General features: G+C 31.8%; 16 protein-coding genes. 6 read left to right on the forward strand and 10 right to left on the reverse strand.

Features of this window, described 5'->3' with window-relative positions:
• Window positions 1-112: 112 nt before the first annotated feature.
• The 3 genes from JOOMADRAFT_RS15505 to JOOMADRAFT_RS15515 all read right to left on the reverse strand — a co-directional run bounded on the left by JOOMADRAFT_RS15505 (window position 113) and on the right by JOOMADRAFT_RS15515 (window position 4,502).
• Complete coding sequence (locus tag JOOMADRAFT_RS15505) at window positions 113-2,701, reverse strand: phosphoenolpyruvate carboxylase (RefSeq protein ID WP_008615010.1); 2,589 nt, start codon at window positions 2,699-2,701, stop codon at window positions 113-115.
• Window positions 2,702-2,789: 88 nt separating this feature from the next.
• Window positions 2,790-3,269, reverse strand: a complete 480-nt coding sequence (locus JOOMADRAFT_RS15510) for an Lrp/AsnC family transcriptional regulator (protein WP_008615011.1) — start codon at window positions 3,267-3,269, stop codon at window positions 2,790-2,792.
• Window positions 3,270-3,368: 99 nt separating this feature from the next.
• On the reverse strand, window positions 3,369-4,502 hold the full coding sequence (locus JOOMADRAFT_RS15515; RefSeq protein ID WP_008615012.1) for a M14 family metallopeptidase: 1,134 nt from the start codon (window positions 4,500-4,502) through the stop codon (window positions 3,369-3,371).
• A gap of 302 nt (window positions 4,503-4,804) precedes the next feature.
• Between JOOMADRAFT_RS15515 and JOOMADRAFT_RS15520 the strand changes: the two genes are divergently transcribed.
• The 3 genes from JOOMADRAFT_RS15520 to JOOMADRAFT_RS15530 all read left to right on the forward strand — a co-directional run bounded on the left by JOOMADRAFT_RS15520 (window position 4,805) and on the right by JOOMADRAFT_RS15530 (window position 6,198).
• Entirely contained in the window at window positions 4,805-5,230 is a 426-nt protein-coding gene (locus JOOMADRAFT_RS15520; protein WP_008615014.1) for a helix-turn-helix transcriptional regulator, read from the forward strand.
• Window positions 5,231-5,608: a hypothetical protein gene (locus JOOMADRAFT_RS15525; RefSeq protein WP_008615015.1), complete on the forward strand. Its 378-nt coding sequence runs from the start codon at window positions 5,231-5,233 to the stop codon at window positions 5,606-5,608.
• 134 nt (window positions 5,609-5,742) lie between these two features.
• Window positions 5,743-6,198 carry an MgtC/SapB family protein gene (locus tag JOOMADRAFT_RS15530; RefSeq protein ID WP_008615016.1) on the forward strand — a complete coding sequence of 152 codons (456 nt, stop codon included), beginning with the start codon at window positions 5,743-5,745 and terminating at the stop codon, window positions 6,196-6,198.
• Window positions 6,199-6,318: 120 nt separating this feature from the next.
• Here JOOMADRAFT_RS15530 and JOOMADRAFT_RS15535 read toward each other — a convergent pair whose 3' ends face one another.
• The 3 genes from JOOMADRAFT_RS15535 to JOOMADRAFT_RS15545 all read right to left on the reverse strand — a co-directional run bounded on the left by JOOMADRAFT_RS15535 (window position 6,319) and on the right by JOOMADRAFT_RS15545 (window position 11,843).
• Window positions 6,319-8,934 carry a DNA gyrase/topoisomerase IV subunit A gene (locus JOOMADRAFT_RS15535; RefSeq protein ID WP_008615017.1) on the reverse strand — a complete coding sequence of 872 codons (2,616 nt, stop codon included), beginning with the start codon at window positions 8,932-8,934 and terminating at the stop codon, window positions 6,319-6,321.
• Between the two features lie 44 nt (window positions 8,935-8,978).
• Entirely contained in the window at window positions 8,979-10,832 is a 1,854-nt protein-coding gene (locus JOOMADRAFT_RS15540; RefSeq protein WP_008615022.1) for a DNA topoisomerase IV subunit B, read from the reverse strand.
• A 99-nt stretch (window positions 10,833-10,931) separates the two neighbouring features.
• The gene (locus JOOMADRAFT_RS15545) at window positions 10,932-11,843 is read right to left on the reverse strand and encodes a DMT family transporter (protein WP_008615024.1); all 912 of its coding nucleotides are present in this window, start codon (window positions 11,841-11,843) and stop codon (window positions 10,932-10,934) included.
• A gap of 96 nt (window positions 11,844-11,939) precedes the next feature.
• Here JOOMADRAFT_RS15545 and JOOMADRAFT_RS15550 point away from each other — a divergent pair, with 96 nt between their 5' ends.
• Window positions 11,940-12,458 (forward strand): gluconokinase, encoded by a 519-nt coding sequence (locus JOOMADRAFT_RS15550; RefSeq protein ID WP_245547684.1) that lies wholly within the window; start codon window positions 11,940-11,942, stop codon window positions 12,456-12,458.
• Window positions 12,459-12,544: 86 nt separating this feature from the next.
• On the opposite strand, the gene JOOMADRAFT_RS15555 is transcribed toward JOOMADRAFT_RS15550, so the two are convergent.
• A complete protein-coding gene (locus tag JOOMADRAFT_RS15555; RefSeq protein WP_008615041.1) occupies window positions 12,545-13,447 on the reverse strand; it encodes a hypothetical protein in 903 nt (300 codons plus the stop codon).
• A 240-nt stretch (window positions 13,448-13,687) separates the two neighbouring features.
• Here JOOMADRAFT_RS15555 and JOOMADRAFT_RS15560 point away from each other — a divergent pair, with 240 nt between their 5' ends.
• Window positions 13,688-14,704: a formimidoylglutamase gene (locus tag JOOMADRAFT_RS15560; RefSeq protein WP_008615051.1), complete on the forward strand. Its 1,017-nt coding sequence runs from the start codon at window positions 13,688-13,690 to the stop codon at window positions 14,702-14,704.
• Window positions 14,705-14,905: 201 nt separating this feature from the next.
• Window positions 14,906-15,370, forward strand: a complete 465-nt coding sequence (locus JOOMADRAFT_RS15565) for a GNAT family N-acetyltransferase (protein WP_008615053.1) — start codon at window positions 14,906-14,908, stop codon at window positions 15,368-15,370.
• 64 nt (window positions 15,371-15,434) lie between these two features.
• On the opposite strand, the gene JOOMADRAFT_RS15570 is transcribed toward JOOMADRAFT_RS15565, so the two are convergent.
• The 3 genes from JOOMADRAFT_RS15570 to JOOMADRAFT_RS15580 form a co-directional block, all read right to left on the reverse strand.
• Window positions 15,435-16,352, reverse strand: a complete 918-nt coding sequence (locus JOOMADRAFT_RS15570) for a patatin-like phospholipase family protein (RefSeq protein ID WP_008615054.1) — start codon at window positions 16,350-16,352, stop codon at window positions 15,435-15,437.
• A gap of 27 nt (window positions 16,353-16,379) precedes the next feature.
• A complete protein-coding gene (locus tag JOOMADRAFT_RS15575) occupies window positions 16,380-17,276 on the reverse strand; it encodes a patatin-like phospholipase family protein (RefSeq protein ID WP_008615056.1) in 897 nt (298 codons plus the stop codon).
• 87 nt (window positions 17,277-17,363) lie between these two features.
• Window positions 17,364-19,451, reverse strand: a complete 2,088-nt coding sequence (locus tag JOOMADRAFT_RS15580) for a M1 family metallopeptidase (RefSeq protein WP_008615058.1) — start codon at window positions 19,449-19,451, stop codon at window positions 17,364-17,366.
• Window positions 19,452-19,819: the final 368 nt, after the last annotated feature.

Raw genomic sequence — 19,819 nt, forward strand, 5'->3', positions numbered from 1 at the left:
AAATTAAATTGGAGTAATAGCTATTTTAAAGATATCTTTTATATAAGGAAAAAGCTGTTAAATAATCTACAAAAGATTACTTAACAGCTTTAAATTAGCTATTTTTAAATACTTATGCTGAGTTTCTGGCAGCATTTATATTCCCAAATAAAGAGCGAGTAACCATACGCTCATAAGTTTCCATAAGCTCTGGATCTACCTCTTTTTTAGAAGCATTTAACTCTTGAATTTGTCTAAGAGCAAATTGCTGAATTGTTAATAAAGGCAACACTATTTTCTCTCTTACTTGAATTGAAGCTTTCATAGAGCGCGTATCTTCCATTAACTCGGAATATCCTGTTAATTTAAGCAGCATAGCCTTACTTCTTTCATATTCTTCATGTATAATCTTCCAAAAAGCTCCAAACTCTTTATCATCTTGCATATAGGCAGTAAGCTTAAAGAAAGACTTAGTTAAACTCATCATACTATTTTCTAGCAAAGTTCTAAAGAAAGTAGAGTTTTGGTATAGCGATTGTACTTTATCAAATTCATTGTTGTCTACAAACTCTTGGATAGCAACACCTACCCCATAAAATCCTGGTACATTTTGTTTTAACTGACTCCAACTTCCTACAAAAGGAATTGCTCTTAAATCAGAAAAAACTAATTTATCGCCCCCTCCTCTTTTTGAAGGTCTACTTCCAATATTTGTTTTTGCATAATATTTTAGCGTACTCATACGCTCTAAATAAGGCAAGAATTTAGGATGATTTTTAAAATCTACATATGCTTTATAGCTAATTTTAGCTAATCTATCCATTGTATCCCTATCTTCTTTCCCTAATCTATCTTTTTCATTAGCAAAAACATTATTTGCAATCCCAGAACTTAATAATTGCTCTAAGTTATACTGGCAAGATTCTGGAGTTCCAAAATTAGAACTAATAGTCTGACCTTGGATAGTAAGCTGAACTTCTTCATTTTCAATTGTAGGTCCTAATGAAGCATAAAACTGATGCGTTTTACCACCTCCACGTGCTGGTGGTCCTCCTCTACCATCAAAAAAGACAACTTTAATACCGTATTTACGAGATATAGCAGATAAGGCTTCTTTAGCTCTGTAAATTCCCCAGTTAGCCATTAAATAACCTCCATCTTTTGTTCCATCAGAGAAACCAAGCATAATAGTTTGCTTATTCCCTCTACGTTTTAAATGTTCTGCATACGCCTTGTTCTTATAAAGCGTCTCCATAACATTATGCGCATCTTCTAAATCCTCAACAGTTTCAAATAACGGTACAACATCGGTAGTTGGCTGCTCCCAATCGCACATACGAATCATAGCAAACGCCTCCATTACATTTAACACACTACCATTATTACTAATAATGTATCTATTACTTCCCATTTCCCCATTATTTCTTTGAATGGTTTTCATGGCATAAATAGATTCAAGCGTGTTTCTACTCATCTCATGTTTAAACAAACTAGGATTAACTTTTCCTACAATTTTACTAAGCGCATTGATTTGTTTTTCTTCGGATAATTTATTGTAATTCTTCGGAAAAATATCAAGTCCCATTTCTAAAGACTCCTCAACAATATTTGATAATACGTTGTGGTGTACTCTTGAATCTTGACGAATATCTAAGGTTGCAAAATGAAAGCCGAATAGCTTCATTTTATTAATTAAATCATTTATTTCATCAACAAATAACGACTGATGTTTAGTTTCCAGAATCTCTCTTATCTCTAAAAGAGTACTCATAGTCTCTTCTGCAGTAATGGTAGTTCTCCCACTTTGTAGAAATATGTTTTCATAAAGCTTAGACTCTAAATCAGTAATAAGCTTATCTACAAATTTAAAGGTAATTCTACGACGTAACCTTCTTACATCACGATAATAATTTTTAAGAATTGTACTACGAAGTCTATCAGCTACTTTTAAAGTAATTTCTGTAGTTACAAAAGGATTTCCATCCCTATCTCCTCCAGGCCAAAAACCTAAATTTAATACTTGGTTGTTTAATTCCTCTTCTCCAAAAATATTATCTTGGATATAATCAAAAATCTGACTAGCAGATTGGTAGAACACATTTTCCAAATACCAAATCAAACTCACAGCCTCATCAAAAGGTGTAGGCTTTTCTTTTTTAAAGAAAGGAGTTTTTCCTAATTGCGCGAGTAACTTTTTAATAAGATTTAAATTGTTATCTCTAATTGCGGTAGCTAAATCGGTTATAATACCTAATACAGAACCTGGGTAAAACTGCGTAGGATGCGCTGTTAATACTGGTCGCACTTTAAAATGCTCTAAATAAGCTTTAAGCTCTGGCATTTTGTTTTTAGCCTCCGCTTCTTCTTTTATGTTCCGAAGCGTACCTCTTCCGTCCATATTATTTACAACCGGAAAGGTAGCATCTTCAATAGCATCAAAAAGCACAACTTGCCTTTCTATATATTGAATAAATCTAAAAAGAAGATCAAATTTTTCGGTATCGGTTGGTTTTTCGTAATATTTTTTAAAAAAATTACCAACTATCTCTGTAGGGTTTTTATTTTCTTCATAACCCTTTTCACAAATTTCAGAAAATAGCGGTAATAATACTCCAGTATTACTTATTTCATCAAATGGTAAAGTGATAAAAATACTGTTGTAGATTTGATATCTTGATAAAACACTTTCATTAAATCGGTCAATCTTTGGTTTTCTTAGCATAAAAATTTTCTGTTTTACGTAAAAATACAAAAAACCCTCTCAAAACAAAGGCTTAAGAGGGTTAGTTTATTGTTATAAAACAGAAATCTTATAAATCGTTAAAAATTGTATGCATTAATCGACGTTTATCGTTAATACTTTCTTCTAGAGAAATCATAGTTTCTGTTCTAGAAACTCCATCAATATCATCTACTTTAAAAATTATATCTTTTGCATGCTTAGTATCTTTAGCACGAATCTTACAGAAGATATTGAATTTTCCAGTAGTAATATGCGCTACTGTTATATACGGAATCTGATTTAATCGCTCTAAAACAAACTTTGTTTGATGCGTTTTTTCTAAGAAAATTCCAACATATGCGATAAATGAATACCCTAGTTTTACGTAATCTAGAGTTAAAGAAGAGCCTTTAATAATACCTGCATCTTCCATTTTTTTAACTCTAACGTGAACAGTCCCCGCTGAAATAAGCAATTTCTTTGCTATATCAGTAAAAGGAGTTCGGGTGTTATCAATCAACATATCTAGAATTTGATGATCTACCTCGTCTAATTTAAATTTCGCCATAGTTTTTTATTATCTTTAAAGAATATGCAAAAAAAATAAAAAAAATTGAATTATTCATAATCGTTTGCCGATTATTTTTTTAATGATTTCCTGATTTTATTAAATTTTTCTTAGCAAATCTGTTAAATAACTATTATTTAATTCATGTATAGGCACAGGATCAACTCCCACATTCCTCATATCTAATTCTTTATGGCCATAGTAATGAAGGTGCTTCTCGATATGTTCAATACTCGGCTTAAACTCAATTTTATCATTTATTAACGTTTCCTTAAAGAAAATTGCGACATCCTTAAATTCAGTTTCTTCTTTAGTAGCAATTGGAAAATTTCTTAAAATTATATCATAAAAGAGCTTTTCATTCTCTGGAATATGGAAATAATCATGATGTTTCTTTCCTGTAACCTCAGTTAGATTAATGTATTGGAGAGCAGTTACTAAAGAATAAGCTATGTATTTACGTGTTTCTTCACGCATATAATCGTTTGGATAATGACCAGATTCAAATAAAATAGTAGGCACGCCAAGCGATTGAAATGTATCTCCAACGCAGTTCAAATTAAAACCATCGTCGTATCTCCCTACTTGTTTTGGAATATATTTCTGAAGCATTTTATTCATCGCTACAATAACTTCCATACTTCTCTTCCTATTCTGTGTTACTTTTCTTTCTTCATCCTCAGCAGGCGTTAAAAAAGATATTGTAGCAGATTTCTTATGGTTGCCTGCACTAAAGATAGTCCGTTGATCATGTAAATTAAAGCAATAATCAGGCTTAAATTCATTGAAAACAGCTCTTAAAATTCTACTTTCAGGCTGCGATTGATTTTGAGCATCTCTATTTAAATCAATTTCATTAGCATTTATTCGAGTGTATGCCAAAGCTCCATCTGGATTTAAAATAGGAATTATACAAAGCGTGAAATTCTCATTGATATAATTTAAAACATCAATATTGGTATCTATATAGTTTAGGAAATCAAATAAAGCCTTTGTAGTTGTTGATTCATTTCCATGCATTTGAGACCATATTAAAATTCTATTTTTTCCAGACCCAATAGTTAATTTATGAATAGGGTTGTTTAATACTGAAACACCTATTTGTTCAACATTAAACTTTTCTGAATAATCTTCTAATAAAGGAGAAATCATTTTATGAGTTACATACCGACCTCTAATTTTTTGATTGATATATGCTGTATAATTTGATGTAAAGTCTTCTATTAAATCCATATTGTTATTTAAGGTTTACAAATGTAAAATTATAATTGTTTACGAATGTAAATTGAAATGATACACATTTGTAAACAAACTTTAATGCGCCATAAATAGGAATAGTTACATCTGTAACCATAATAAAGACATTTACTCAATATATTATTAATTAGAAATATAAATTATTTATTTTCAGATATTTAAACTCTATTACATGAAGTTTAACATTAAATAAATAGCCTTCCTAGTGCTTATATTTGCTTATGTCAACGGTTATGTTTACATTTGTAACTATTAATTGTACTAAACATTAGTTTACAATGGTAAACAAAGAGGATTTTATTAATCGACTAGAGAAAGTATTGGATTTTTACGATTTATCGGCTTCTGCTTTTGCTGATAAAGTAGGTGTTCAACGCTCTTCTATTTCTCATTTACTTTCAGGAAGGAACAATCCTAGTTTGGATTTTATAATGAGAATTCTTGAGAATTTTCCTGAAGTAGAGTTATATTGGTTGTTAAATGGAAAAGGAAGTTTTCCACCTACAGAAGAAAATTCTAAAAACTTAACTTCTTCTACTTCCGACTTATTTTCTTCTGAGGACACAAATCAAGTTACAAACGAGAAACAGGAAAAAATAGAAGACTTCCCTATTCCTTTGCATAAAGAGCAAAAAAATGAAATTGCTCGTATCGTAGTTTTTTATAAAAACGGTACCTTTGAAGAGTATAAAAATAAAGATTAAATGATGCGTTCTATTTTTGCCTTATTCTCCTTAATATTCCTTTCATCTTGTTATCAGCAAGAAAAAAAATGTGAAGATTTCAAAACTGGAGAATTTGAATTTACTTACACAATAAACGGAGAAGAGAAAACAAGTAGATTTATTAGAAATGATACTCTTGAAATTGATTATTTTGAGAATGAAATTGACACCAACTCTGTCCGTTGGATTAATGATTGTGAGTTTATTGTAAAAAAAATAAATCCAACTTCTAGGAACGACGCAAAAGCTATTCATATGAAAATATTAACTACTAGCAAAAACTCATACACTTTTGAATATGCTGCTGTAGGAGATAAAAAAAATAAGCAAAAGGGTATTGCGAAAAAAGTAAAGTAAAATAAATCCTTAATCCCACAAAGAGTCATATTTACTGTTAGTAGCATACATATGACTCTTTTTTATGCGCTTCTATTTTTAAAACTTTCTTTCTTAAATACATAGATAAAAATATTTTTAATAATTTTAGTTATATGATGTTTATAGAGACAGTTATTGAAAATATAAAGGTTACAGATTTTATTTTAAAAATAAGCGCTGCTACCATTGCTGGGCTTTTAATAGGTTTGGAACGAGAGTATAAAGGAAAAAGCGCCGGACTTAAAACCAATACTCTTGTTGCTATTGGCGCTGCTGTTTTTGTAATAATTTCCTTGCAGTATGAGCATCAATTTGGAGTTGATGCTACCCGAGTTCTTAGTCAGGTTGTAGTTGGAATAGGTTTTTTGGGAGCAGGTGTTATTCTCCAAAAAGAAAATAAAATTAAAGGATTAACTACTGCAGCAACTATTTGGTGTAGTGCCGCTGCTGGCTGTTTAGCTGCAACGGGACTCTATATAGAATTAGCTGTGCTCAGTATTTTGGTGGTTTTAATTAACTTAATTTTTGGGTATGTTGATTCTCATATTGAGAAAAAAGTGAAAAAGTAGAAAGTTGCAAAGTCCAGAAAGAAACTATCTAAAAAGCCAACAAACTCTATATTATTTTGAGTTTGTTGGCTTTTTATTTTAAATGTAAATCGTTTTTTAAATAACTCCTTTAACTGTTATTTATTCAAAATCAAAAAGCGTTGGACCGTCATCATCTTTAGCGTTTGAGTTATTTTCTTCTGAAACATCTTCCTCATCATTTACCTCCATTTCTTCTGGCTGCAGCTCTTCTGGTTCGTCAAAAGGTAAAGGTTCTAGTAAATTAATTTGATTTACCTTATCTTTTGTAAGCTGATTCCCGATAGCATTTATTCCTTTTACAGCAATAAACTCTTCTATATCTACTTCCAAATTAGGTTTTCGGTCTTTTCCTCTTTCCTTGGTAAATTCAATATCGGCAACAGGCCTCCAATCGGTTGAAACAATTTCTAAACGCGAATTTGAATTGTCTGGAATAAAAGATTCTTCTTTTCCTTCAGTTTCAATAACAAACCTTTTAATATAATAAAGCTCTCGCTCTCCATTAAAATAAATTGCAGAAATAGGTTTTTTAGGATTCCATTTCTCTAAAACAATAATATTACTCTCAAAATGCATAGTTAATTCTGGAGTAACTGTTTTTACCATTCCTTCTTGAGTAATTATAAGCAACCTATCTTCCCCTTTAAAAGCTCCGAGTAGCTCTCCACGCCCATCAACATTTAATCTTTGTACCGTTTCATCAAACCAAATCTTACGCGGTTTTAAAGTAGAAACTCCTTTTTCTTTAAGTTCGATACGTTTAACTGCGTATTTACTTACAATATTTCCTTTAGAAGCTCGACCTTTAATCATAATATCGGCAAAATCAAGATCCCATTTAAGTTTCTTAATACTTCCCACCTGACGTAAGAAAACAGTTACCACTTCTGCCTCTCCATTTGGATTTGCAGAGAAATAATGGACAAAAGAACCTGGTTTTCCGTTTGTTAGATCGTACTCCTTATCTCTAGTAATACTCGATACAAAAAAGCGTTTTACATACGTAGCCCCGCCTTTTCCATCTTTATAGATGAGATTATATATAGTTCTCTTATCTTTTTTCTTAAAAACAGCTACATGAATAATATCTTTTCCAATAAAGGTTTTGGTGTCAACTTTTGTAACCATCATCTTACCAGTAGCAGTAAAAACGATAATATCATCAATATCACTACAATCGCATACATATTCATCTCTCTTCAGAGATGTTCCTACAAAACCTTCTTTACGATTTAGATAAAGTTTAGTATTCCGAATTACCACTTTAGAGGCCTCAATATCGTCAAAAATACGAATCTCGGTTTTACGCTCTCTTCCTTTTCCGTAAGTAGTTTTAAGTTTTGTAAAATAGTCAATAGCAAAATCTACTAAATGCTCTAAGTGATGCTTCACAGTAGCGATATCTCCCTCTAAGGCGTCTATTTTTTGTTGGGCTTTATCAATATCAAATTTAGAAATACGTTTAATCCGAATCTCAGTAAGACGAACAATATCTTCTTCAGTAATTGTACGTTTCAAATGTTTTATATGAGGCTGAAGTCCTTTGTCAATAGCGCTAATTACACCTTCCCAAGTTTCTTCTTCTTCAATTTCACGATAAATTCTATTTTCAATAAAGATGCGTTCTAAAGAAGCAAAATGCCACTGCTCTTCCAGTTCATGAAGTTGAATCTCTAATTCTTTTTTCAGTAAATCAAGCGTATTATCGGTAGAACGCTTTAACATTTCACTGACTCCTATAAAAAGTGGTTTATTATCTTCAATAACACAAGCCAATGGAGAAATAGAAGATTCGCAAGCTGTAAAAGCATACAGAGCATCAATAGTTTTATCTGGAGAAATTCCTGAAGGCAAATGCACTAAAATCTCAACATTTGCAGCAGTATTATCTTCAATCTTCTTTATTTTGATTTTTCCTTTATCGTTTGCTTTTAAAATTGAATCTATCAAACTAGAAGTATTCGTTCCAAAAGGAATTTCACTTATAGTCAGTGTATTTTTATCGTATTGAGAAATCCTAGCACGCACACGGATCTTCCCTCCTCTTAAACCATCATTATAATTGGTAATATCCATAATTCCAGCAGTTGGAAAATCTGGATATAGCGTAAAATTCTTTCCTTTTAGGTGTTTTATAGAAGCATCTATAAGCTCTATAAAGTTATGCGGTAATACTTTTGTTGATAATCCTACAGCAATTCCCTCTGCTCCCTGAGCTAACAGTAAGGGAAATTTTACAGGAAGATTAATCGGTTCCTTCTTCCTGCCGTCATAACTAAGTTGCCATTCTGTGATTTTCGGACTGTAAACAACTTCTAATCCGAATTTAGAAATTCGTGCTTCAATATAACGTGAAGCAGCAGCACTGTCTCCCGTTAATATATTTCCCCAGTTTCCCTGGGTATCAATTAGCAAATCTTTTTGACCAATTTGCACCATGGCATCTCCAATACTAGCATCTCCATGCGGGTGATACTGCATGGTATGCCCTACAATGTTTGCTACTTTATTGTATCGGCCATCATCTAGTTCTTTTAAAGAATGCATAATTCTACGTTGCACTGGCTTAAAACCATCTTCAATAGCTGGCACTGCACGTTCTAAAATTACATACGAAGCATAATCCAAAAACCAATCTTTGTACATTCCGCCAACACGAGTGATGGTTTCTTGACTGTTATTTTCTTCCGGATTTAATTCTGTATTCTCTTCCATAAAAGGTTAGTAGGGTATTATTTTAAATAGCTAATTTTTAACTATTATTCTTCTATTACATCAAGTTCTACTCGAAGGTTATTTATAATGAATTTTTGACGATCGGGAGTGTTTTTCCCCATGTAAAATTCTAATAAACTTTCAATCGACATCGATTTATCAAGCATTACTGGGTCTAAACGAATATCATCTCCAATGAAATGTTGAAACTCATCTGGTGAAATTTCTCCCAAACCTTTAAATCGAGTTATTTCTGGTTTCCCAGTTAACTTCTCAATTGCCTCTTTTCTTTCATCCTCACTATAGCAATAGATGGTTTCTTTTTTATTACGAACTCTAAACAAAGGAGTTTGCAAAATATACAAATGTCCTTCTTTAATCAATTCAGGAAAAAACTGTAAGAAAAAAGTAATTAGCAACAATCGGATGTGCATTCCATCTACATCGGCATCGGTTGCTATTACAATATTATTATACCGAAGGTCTTCCATTGACTCTTCTATATTTAATGCCGCTTGTAATAAATTAAACTCCTCATTTTCATACACAATTTTTTTAGTCATTCCGTAGGTATTCAAGGGCTTTCCACGTAAGCTAAATACCGCTTGTGTATTAACGTCTCTAGATTTGGTAATGGATCCCGAAGCGGAATCTCCCTCTGTTATAAACAAAGTAGTTTCTAAAGAACGTTGGTTTTTGGTATCACCCAGATGCACTCTACAATCGCGAAGCTTTTTATTGTGCAAACTTGCTTTTTTAGCCCTGTCTTTAGCTAGTTTTCTAATTCCAGAAAGCTCTTTACGCTCTCTCTCTGCTGCTAGAATTTTTCGCTGAATTTTATCGGCTACTTCTGCATTCTTATGTAAGAAATTATCAAGATGCGTTCCTACAAAATCGTTGATATAGGTTCTTACCGTTGGCAAATCGCCTCCCATATCTGTAGAACCTAATTTAGTTTTTGTCTGACTTTCAAAAACGGGCTCCATTACTTTTATAGAAATAGCAGCAATAACTGATTTTCTAATATCGGAAGCATCATAATTCTTTCCGTAGAAATCGCGTAATGTTTTAACAATTGCTTCTCTAAAAGCAGCCAAATGCGTTCCACCTTGGGTTGTATTTTGTCCGTTTACAAAAGAGTGATATTCTTCGCTATACTGTGTTCTACTGTGAGTTATTGCTACTTCGATATCGTCCCCACGCAAATGAATAATTGGATACAGCATATCTTCTTTATTGGTAGTATCTTCCAATAAATCTTTTAATCCATTTTCAGAATAAAACTTTTCTCCATTAAAAATAATGGTTAACCCTGGATTAAGATATACATAATTTCGAATCATTTTTTCTACATATTCATTTCTGAATTTGTAGTTTTTAAAAATGGTATCATCTGGGATAAAGGAAACTTTTGTTCCTCTCCGCCTACTTGTTTCGTCTAATTCTTCTTCATTTACAAGGTTTCCTTGCTCAAATTCTGCCGCCTTAGATTTGTTATCTCGATTTGATTCGACTCTAAAAGAAGAGGAAAGAGCATTTACCGCTTTGGTACCAACTCCGTTTAGACCAACCGATTTTTTAAAGGCTCTAGAATCGTATTTCCCACCGGTATTCATTTTAGATACAACATCTACCACTTTTCCTAATGGAATCCCTCGTCCATAATCGCGTACAATAACTTTATTTCCCTGAATAGAAACTTCAATGGTTTTTCCTGCACCCATAACGAATTCATCGATACAGTTATCGAGTACTTCCTTTATGAGGATATAAATTCCGTCGTCTGCAGAAGAACCATCGCCTAATTTCCCAATATACATACCAGGACGCATGCGGATATGCTCCTTCCAGTCTAACGAACGTATATTGTCTTCTGTATACTTAGTAATTTCCGACATAAAATATTAGAGATGGGTTTTGTTGCTAATATAATGTATAGCGACTTAAAATGAAACCCTGCATCAGTAAAGTAATTAACAAGCTTTTGCTGAAAATTGTTAAGAACCTGATTTTTTGTAAGTTGATTTATTTAAAGACACTACAATTATTCCTACAATTACCAAAATTGCACCTCCAAATTGAAGTAACGTTAAACGTTCTCCTAAAAAAATAGATGCTAAAATAATAGTTGATATGGGACCTAATCCTGCTAAAATTGAAAAATTTGAAGCCCCAATCTCTTTAATACAATAGGACACCAAATAAGAAGGAATTACAGTGGAGAAAAAAGCCATTGCTAGCCCTAACCAATATACATTTGGATGGTATCCAAGTAAGGATGTATGCTCAAAGAGGCTATAATGTAGTATTACGCTTACACAAGATACAATCATAGCATAAGATGTAAACCTAACCACTCCAAACTTTGGAATTAACCAATCGCTTCCCACCAAGTATGATGCATAAGTTATGGCGCTTAAGAAAATAAATCCTGCACCCAAGAGAAATTGTGCTCCATCCACACTTATTTCGTCCCAGAAAGCAATAATAATTCCTATATAAGTTATTGATATGGCAAACACCTGCACCCTACTAATAGGACGCTTTAGAAAGATACTAGAGAGCAATAGAACTATGGTAGGATAAATAAATAGAATAATTCTCTCTATACTCGCTTTTATATATTGAAGTCCTACAAAATCAAAATAACTCGCCAAATAATATCCTATAAAACCAAATACAATTAACCATACATAGTTTTTCCTTGGGAGTTTTTCAGATTCCTTTTTTGTAAAAAGAAGCACAGCAATATAAAAAGGTAATGCAAAGAGCATTCTAAACATCAATAAATTTACTGCGCTTACATTATACTGATACGCTAATTTAACCATTACAGCTTTGGCCGAAAACAACACTACACCTAAAATTCCGATTAAAATAACAAGAGGTAATTTCTTTGAGTTTTTCATTATCCAAAATTACCATTTTACAAGAAGGTATTCTTATCAAGAATATCAAATTTTACGATGCTCAAAAATGTTTCTTTTCAAATAAAATTATATCTTGTGTCATATATATATAATATGTTACCAAAACCTAAGGCCATAATTGTTATGGGAGTTTCTGGGTCTGGAAAGACTACCATTGGGGAATTACTTTCAGAAAAAACAGGAATTCCTTTTTATGATGGAGATGATTTTCATCCTGAAGAAAATATCAAAAAAATGAAAGCTGGACATCCTCTAAATGATGATGACAGATTGGGATGGCTAGAAAAGATAAACGAATTCTGTATAGAACAAATAGAAGCTAACACAAGCTGTATTATTGCTTGTTCTGCTTTAAAAGGTTCTTATCGAAAAATTCTCAGAAAAGATATTGAAAAAAGCACAGAGTTTATTTATTTGTTAGGCGACTTCAAGTTAATTGAAGAAAGACTTGCAGGCAGAGTTTCTCATTTTATGCCTATAGCCCTACTAAAATCCCAATTTGAGACTTTACAGCCTCCAAAACATGCAATAACTGTAAATATAGCAGATACTCCAGAAGAGATTGTTACCGAAATTCTTGAACAACTAACATAAAAAAAGCATCGAGAGATATCCCGATGCTTTCTTAAATTAATTGGTTAGTTGAGTTTTTTTACTCGACATTTACATATCTAGTAAGTTTATTTTAAGTCAAATTGTGTCGACCCTAATTCTTTTAAATTCTGGTCGTAAACCACAACACTGTATTTTCCTTCAGCAAAATCTTCTCCTTCTTTATTAATAAAGTCACATACATCTAAAACAGTGTTTTCATAGTAAAAACTAGAAGCTTTACTGTAAGTTATACTTATAGGTTCTGATGTTTCTGTACCTTCTTTTGCAGCTACAGCACGCTCTCCCATAATTGTTCCAGATGGATCTGTTACTTGAATATAGAATTGTTTAGCTCCAGGTTTTGTAATTTTATTAGCTCCAACTGTGTAACAAATTTTTAATTTGTCTGCTCTTCTATTATTGTTTACAGAAACAATTTTACCACTATTACGCTCTTTAACAGCTTCCGCAGAAAACTTAGCCAACCCTAAAGCAGCTCCTGTTTCTACAACTTTAGAAAGCTGAGTGTTTTGCATAATTAAAGAATCTGTAAACATAGATTGTTCCTGTAAAGCAGTTTTTGTACTATCTCTTTGCATAGCCAACAACGTATTTGAAGCTCTTAAAGAATCGTTTTGAGTTAACAAAAATTCACGCTCTTTGGTAAGTTGTTGTACTTGTCTTCTATATCTAGAAAGCGAACTAATGTCTGCTTTCATTTGCTGTACAGAATCTATATAGGTTGCAATTTTATTTCGTGCTTCTACCAATTCAGCATTTGCTGATTCACTTTCAGAAATAGCCCTATCATAATCAGATTTCAAATTATTCAAATCTTCAATAACAAGATTTTTTTCTTTGTTAAGCTTGTTAGTAGTCTCTTTTTTACTGTTATACAGGCTTGCTGTATAAATAAGAGTTCCTATCAAAGCAGCAGCAAGTAGTCCTGCTATTACTTTTAAACCATTATTGGATTTTGTTTCTGTCATAAGTTGTTTATTTAAAAATTTGGTACGGCAAAATAGTCATTCTTTTCTATGCCTTACGAATTATATACGTTTAAAAGTTAAAAATAGATTTTTTAAAACTATTTTATTGTATCATATCAGTTTTTTTTTAACATTTACATATAGAACTCATTTAAACTTTTTCTATTTCCTGAAAATTTCAACGAGTTCATAGATTATCTTTTGATAAAAGCGTTTACAGCTTTATAATAAATATACAGTATGTCTTCAAATTTGGTTAGTTACGATTTAAAAAAAATCACCCCTTTAATTGCTCCTAGAAAAGGAGAGCAAAAATTAGGGGAACATATAGAATTATTACATGAGAACGATTCCCTTGTTTCTCAATTATCAGCTTCAGAAACTAAATATGTTTTAATGGGAATTCCCGAAGATATTGGGGTAATAGCAAATTTAGGAAAGCCTGGAACAAGAAATGCTTGGGAAGCAGCATTGCCATATATTTTAAATATTCAAAATAACCAATACACAAAAGGTAATAAAGTTTTATTATTAGGGCATTTAGATTTTTCTTCTGAATTAAAAAAAATTGATGCCCTTTCAGGAGAGGAACAAATTGAAGAAGCTCGTAATATCACCGCTCTTATAGATACGGAAGTGACTAATATAATCCATAAAATTGTTACTAGCGGAAAGAAACCTATTGTTATTGGCGGCGGACATAATAATGCCTACGGAATATTAAAAGGCGCTTCATTGGCTTATGGAAATGCTATAAATTGCCTTAATATAGATGCACACACCGATTTTAGAAAACGTGAAGGTCGACATAGCGGAAACGGATTCTCCTATGCTTTTCATGAAGGATTTTTAGAAAATTACTTTATCTTTGGGCTTCATGAAAACTATACTTCAAAAAAAGTATTTAAAACCCTAGAGAAGGAGTCTCGAATTAAATACAATACTTTTGAAGAACTGTATGTGCGTTGTGAAAAAGGCTTTGATTTTGAAATAAAAGAAGCGATTGATTTTGTAAAACCTTCTAAATTTGGACTAGAAATAGATATGGATTCCATAGAAGGAATGCCTAGTAGTGCCATTACAAGCTCAGGATTACCTCTTAATACTGTGAGAGAAATTATATTTAAAAGTAAAAAGGCAAAAAACATTTCTTATCTCCATATTTGTGAAGCTGCTCCGATTATGGAAAACGAACGAGAAAAAAACTTAGTTGGTAAAGCAATAGCTTATCTAGTTTCCGATTTTATAAGAAAGTAAATCTTTATTAAGTAATTACACAATTAAAATACATATTAGATCATTAGTGCTACACTAATGCTTCTACATTAAATAAACTCCCTCGAGGTAAGCCTACGAGGTATTTAATAGAAAATAATTTAATCCATTTCGACGTAGAGCCCTTCGGGAAACTCAGAACAGGCTCTGGAGAAGAAAACCCTCAATGAGGGATTGAAATATATGAACATAGAAATTGTACCATTTAAAATGGAATATGCTACTGCATTTAGAGATTTAAATGTAGAATGGCTTGAGAAATTCTTTATTGTAGAACCTCATGATAAAGAAGTATTATCTAATTGTAAAGAGAATATTATAGATGAAGGAGGATTTATATATTTTGCTAAAATAGATACTGAAATAGTAGGGTGCTTTGCTTTTTTAAAAGTTGAAAATGGAATTTTTGAATTAACAAAAATGGCTGTTTCTCCAGAATACCGTGGTAAAAAAATAGGTCAGCATTTATTACAGTTTAGCATAGATACTGCCAAAGACAAAGGTTTTAAGGAGGTACTCCTCTACTCTAGCAGAAAGCTTGAAAATGCTATTCACCTCTATCGTAAATATGGTTTTAAAGAAGTGCCATTAGAACCAAATACTCCATACAAACGTGCAGATATTAAAATGGTTATGAAAATAGTATAAGGAATGGTTTGTATGGTTCTCAATTATATTTAATAGAGATTTAAAAGTAAAAGTGTCTAAAAAATTAGCCTGCCATAGTTACTCTTTTAGCATCTTTTTGAATTTTTACGCGCTCTTCTGCATATTCTTTTCCTTGTTCCCACCATTGCGCCATTAATTCCTTATTAAAATACAGGGAGTTTTCTGTTAATCTTGTAGGAGTAAAATAAGTGTTTAGCTTCACATTTTTATTGATAGCTGCTAGTTTTCCTTCAACCACATCATGAGATTCTAGTTGGTCTAATACAAAACTATATAAATTTACCATTAAAGAAAATGGATTCTTACCTAACACTTTTTTGTGCTCCATGTTTTCAGTTTCTAAAATAATGGCATCAACTTCCGTAGCGCCCATTTTAATAGCTTCGCGAATTGGAATTACACACCCTAATCCGCCATCAGCATACTCAAAACCATTTTTTTTAGCAAGCGACATAAACGGAACATAATTACAAGAAAGCCAAATCCAATCACAAAAATCTTCATATTCATAATCCATAATCGACTTATATTCTACTCGATTCATAGATAAATTAGAAACCGTTACCACTACATTTTTCCCTTTCTCTTTGAGTAAATTATAATCGTTTTCAGAAAAATGTTTTTTGATGTGCTTACGTAAGTTTTTACTTTCCCCAAATGTACGCTTACGCTTTATAAGTTGCCACATTACGTTTAAGTAATTAATAGCTACATATTCTTCATCTCCTTTTTTACGAGTTACAAACGGATTGTTACTGAAAATTTTACGCTGAGTAACGGTAGTATAAACTTCGTAGATTTTTTCGATATCATTATTTGCCAAATGTGGAATCAATAAGCTTCCGGTAGAGGTTCCTAAATAAAGATCGTAATCTCTTTTTTCCTTTTTCATAAGATGCTCTGCAACACCACCGGCAAATGCTCCTTTACTTCCCCCTCCACTTATAACTAATGCTCGCATACTTTTATATTGATTTTTTATAGTAGCTTATAACTGACTCGTTTCTTTGTTTTTAAATTTAGCAAAATCAAAACCACTTTGCCACCATCTTGTCATTTTTTCTTTGTTGAAAATTAAGGAATTTGTAGTTAATACAGTTGGTGTATAATAAAAATTTATAATAACATCATTATTAGACGCTACAAACTTCCCAATTCTAATGTTTTGATGTTCAATTCTATCCAACATAAAACTAAACATAGTGGTAAGTAATGAAAATGGATTTCTAGAAGGCAAACGATTTAATTGTGTTACTTCCGTTTGAAGGATAATAGCATCAATTTCTGTAGCCCCTCTCCTAATTGCTTCTTCAATAGGAACCATAGTGCCAATACCTCCATCTGCATATTCACAGCCTTCTTTTCTCACTAAACTCATAAAAGGTGTGTAATTACTGGAAATCCAAACCCAATCGCAAAAATCATCATACGTAAAATCGTTAATAGATTTGTATTCTACTTGATTTAAGGATAAATTGGATACGGTTACTATTACTTCTTTTTTACTGTGTTTTAATTTTAAAAACTCTTCTTCTGTAAAAGTATTTCGAATCAGTTTTTTAAGATTATAACTCTCTCCAAAAGTTTTACTTCCTCTTAAAAAATTGCGAATTACATTTAAATGATGAATCGAAATTTGCTGAACTCCATACTTTTTTTTAATTCGAAACGGACAAATATTAAAGATGCTTTCGTTGTTTACTGAGGTATAAATAGCCTTTATCTTTTCTACTTCATTAAGCGCTAAATGATTTACCAACAAACTCCCTGTGGAAGTTCCCAAAAATAAATCGTACTCTACTTTTAATTCCTCTATTAAATATTGAGCAACTCCGCCAGCAAACGCCCCCTTTGATCCTCCTCCAGATATTACAAGTGCTTTCATCTGTTAATATTTATGTTTCTCAATGGTAAGATGCATGCTCTTGACATCATATTGGTTGGTTTTTAATTGTTAATGGCCATTTCATAATTAATTTTCTTGTAGCTGTTGTTCAAGAAAAACTTTTTCTTCGGAAGGTAAATCGGTTACAATTCCTTCTAAGACAATTCTATAATCTTTATTACTCATTAACTCTTTCAACAATTCTCTTGAAAATTTTGAAAACTGCCATACAGGATGCTTGCAAGCTTGAACTAAATTTCTAAGAGCCATTTCATCAAATCCTTTTATTTGATAAAGATATTGAAAAGCCTGTTGACGGATTTCAAAATGTTGTGAGGGATTGGTGTAACTTAACAAAATATCAAAATATTCTTTTTTATTATTTTGCTGATAGTCTTCTGTAATTAAAGCCAATGTAAGCCATAATGTTTCAATGTTTTTATCGCTAAAACCCGTTATTCCTTTCGTTTTATCAAGAAATCTAACTCTATCTTTTGGAAAAGGAAAATTTACCCACAACTTCATCAAAGCATTCTGTATGGTTAGATAACTCTTATCTAATAGTAATTTTTCGAATTCTGATTTAAATTCTTGCGGAATAGGATTCATATATAGTGCTACCGCTTGTCGTGTTTTTAATACGTTAGACTGCATAGCCTTTAAAAAAACAGCCTTCTCCTCTTCGGAATTAGGAAGCAAGCGTTTAAGAATATGAGTAACTATAACAGATTTATCTTGAGAAGAAAAAATAATAGGATGCGCTTCTGCATATTTTATTACTTCTTCATTATTCATTTCATCTATGGTTAACAGGGTTTTAGAGACTTCATTTTGAAGCAACAATTGTTTTGCATCTTCTAATGGAAATTTAGGATTTACAAACCACTTTTGGACAAAATCTTCTAATTTAATCTGACTTTTAGCAGCAGCTATATTGATAAAGTTGTGAGTATTGGCGTTTTTAAAAGCATAATCTTTTAAATATTTCTTTATCGATTTTTTAAACGCTCTATCGCCAATATAATTCCGCAATGCAAAAATAGCCCAAGCACCCCGCTCATAGAAAGTAAGGCTACTCGCCTTTGGATTGAGCAGACTTTCACCTCCATTTTTATTTAAATCCTCTAATTGTTTAGCTGAATTATACAATTGCTCGTAAAAATAATCTTCCCCAAAAATCTCCTTTTCAGCCAAAAGCGCATAATACGTAGCAAAACCTTCTTGTAACCAATGGTGTGTGCTACTCTCCTCTGTTACTAAATCTCCAAACCATTGATGCGCCAATTCATGTGCATTAACATTGATGTAATTTTTATCAATAAACCCAATTGAATCTACCATATGTGAATCGGAAAAAATAGTAAGCGATGTATTTTCCATCCCAGCATATAAAAAATCTTTTACTGGAACTTGCTTATAATTCTGCCACGGATAAGCAACACCTATTTCTGTTTCTAAAAAGTCAAAAATATGCTTTGTATGCCTATAAGTAGGTTCTACTATATCCGATTTATTTGGATAATAATACATTTCTATAGGAATTCCACTTTTAGAAACCTCCGTTTCATAATCGTAATTCCCAACTGCTAAAGCTACTAAATAACTACTCATTGGATATTGCATATCGTATTTCCAAGTAGTTAAATTCTTCTCTTCTATTTTATCTACAAGTTTTCCATTTGCTATAGTTTTATATATTGATGGAGTTGAAATAGAAAGATCAAATTCTATCTTCTCGTTCATATCATCAAAGCTAGGAAGCCAATTAGAAGTGTATTTTCCTTGCCCTTGCGTCCATACTTGAGTTTTATTATTTCCGTCAGGAGACACAAAGTATAAAGCTTTTTTAGGACTTGTATAATATTCTATTTTTAAACTATTTAAAGTATTTGATTTAAAGTTATAGTTTACTTTTAGTTTTGTATTGTTATAAGTAAATTCAACAGGAGAATCATTTAAAAACACAGCTTCTATTTCCATGTTTTTAGCATCAATAAAAAGCGAATCCGTAGCTTTTAAAATATCAAAAGTATAAACAACATAACCTGAAACTTTTTTTAATTCAGGATCAATTGTTAGCGTAACATCTCCTTTTTTTATATCTATAAATTGAGTCTGTTGGGAAAATCCAATAAAAGAAATAAAGAAAAAAAATAGGGCAAAGAATAGCTTCATGGGGTTTTAAATTTACTCGATAATCGAGATTTTAATGCTCCAAAACCTATTTCAGAATCAAAATGCTTTTCTTATAACTACCTTGTAGGTTTACCCCTGCTAGGTAGTTTACTCACATTAAGCATGTTTATATTCTTCAACACTAGGTCGGAATATTACATTATAATTTATATCTTTTTCTTGTAAGTTTATTACATAGTTATTGGCTACCAAAATACTATTTTCTAATGAAATTTTAGTGTTCTATAACTATTGTTGTCCGATAAAAGTTAACGGAATTTATTGTACTCCACTTATATCAAGGCTTAAATGAGGTTTTCAAAATAGGCTCCTTGCTATTAGTAAAAATGAATGAAAAGAGGATTTTA

Source organism: Galbibacter orientalis DSM 19592, from assembly GCF_000260115.1.
GTDB lineage: Bacteria > Bacteroidota > Bacteroidia > Flavobacteriales > Flavobacteriaceae > Galbibacter > Galbibacter orientalis.